Genomic DNA, 1,285 nt, shown 5'->3' with positions numbered 1-1,285 from the left:
TAAATATATAAATATATAAAAGTATGTAAATATTTTTGTATATTTATATAAAACTATTTACATATTGTACTTACAAACGTACAATTGTTGATATAGTATTTCTTAATAATGGAACGGATAGAAACAACAGAAAAACTGACCTACTAATACCTAAAAAGGAGTGTTTTTCATGGCAATTACCATTTCGTTTGGTTTACAAAAAGGCGGAGTTGGCAAGACTACTTCTACCGCTATTACATCATTTATTCTATCAAAAGATAGTAAAGTCCTTGCAATTGACTTAGATGGCCAGGGTAACTTAACGGAGATGTTGTCGAGTCAGCATCAAATTGAAATTCAAAACACTGTCTATAATGTGATTGAAAATGAAAGCGTAGATGCTTGTATATATCAACTTACCGATAAACTGGACCTCATACCAGCCAACTATGATATTTCTAAACTTTCTAATCTTGTGACGTTTGATAAAAGCAAGCAGCGGTTACACCGCTTAAAAAACGCACTTACAGAAGTACAAGATCAATATGACTACATACTCATTGATTTGCCTCCTGCATTGGGCGAACAAACCTTATTTGGCCTTATAGCAAGTGATTATACTGTTTCTCTTCTTCAAACAGATCCATTTGCTTTAAGAGCTTTAGATGACTATTTAACACTTTGTAAAGAAGTTAATGAGGAACATAATTCTGATCTAAGATTACTTGGAATCCTGGCTGTTTTATTAAATGCAAGAGCGGCAATGGACCAGGCGATATTAACAAAGGTAAAAGAAGATTTCGGGGAATTGGTTTTTGAAAATGTAGTAAAGCGCAGAGCACGTATTAAAGAATACGCAGCTGCTGGTGTAACGGATCACACCAAAGCGGATAAAATTGCGCTTGAAGAGTATGAAGGTTTTGTAAAGGAGCTGGTCGAACGTGTCTAATATTGGAACAGGAAAAAAAGCAAAAGAATTTAGTAACTTGTTAGGAAAAAAAGATACTACACATAAGAATGAAGCTCAAATAAAGAGTGCTGTACGGAAATTAGGAGGAAACAGTGAAGAGGAAGCGGAGAAGAAGGTTGAACTTAAACAGGTCCCTTTACAACTTGAATTAGGTCTTCACAATCAGATTAAGCAGTTTTGTGTAGAGCATGATAAAAGACTTCTTCACGTGATGGAAGCAGCCGCTATAGAATTTTTAAATCAATTTGAAGCAGCCGATGAAAAGACAAAAGAGGCAATGCTCGAAAAAGTTATTGAACGTAAAAAGATAAGAAGTAAATAAAAATATAAATATAT

At 34.0% G+C, this 1,285-nt stretch carries 2 protein-coding genes; both read left to right on the top strand.

The genetic code is table 11. The annotated features are described in order from the left end of the window. Positions 1-169: 169 nt before the first annotated feature. Entirely contained in the window at positions 170-928 is a 759-nt protein-coding gene (locus tag VP97_RS23040) for a ParA family protein (RefSeq protein ID WP_050184522.1), read from the top strand. Continuing rightward, on the top strand, positions 921-1,271 hold the full coding sequence (locus tag VP97_RS23035) for a hypothetical protein (RefSeq protein ID WP_050184521.1): 351 nt from the start codon (positions 921-923) through the stop codon (positions 1,269-1,271). Before VP97_RS23040 ends, VP97_RS23035 begins: the two co-directional genes overlap by 8 nt. Positions 1,272-1,285: the final 14 nt, after the last annotated feature.

The sequence above is a fragment of the Domibacillus robiginosus genome (assembly GCF_000966195.1).
Taxonomy (GTDB): Bacteria; Bacillota; Bacilli; order Bacillales; family Domibacillaceae; genus Domibacillus; species Domibacillus robiginosus.
The sequence above is the reverse complement of the archived record's forward strand: the minus strand, read 5'-3'. Positions and strand labels throughout refer to the sequence as shown.

Bases quoted from the DNA above. Each gene is read 5' to 3' on its own strand.
- VP97_RS23040 (WP_050184522.1), top strand. From the start codon at position 170: ATGGCAATTACCATTTCGTTTGGTTTACAAAAAGGCGGAGTTGGCAAG.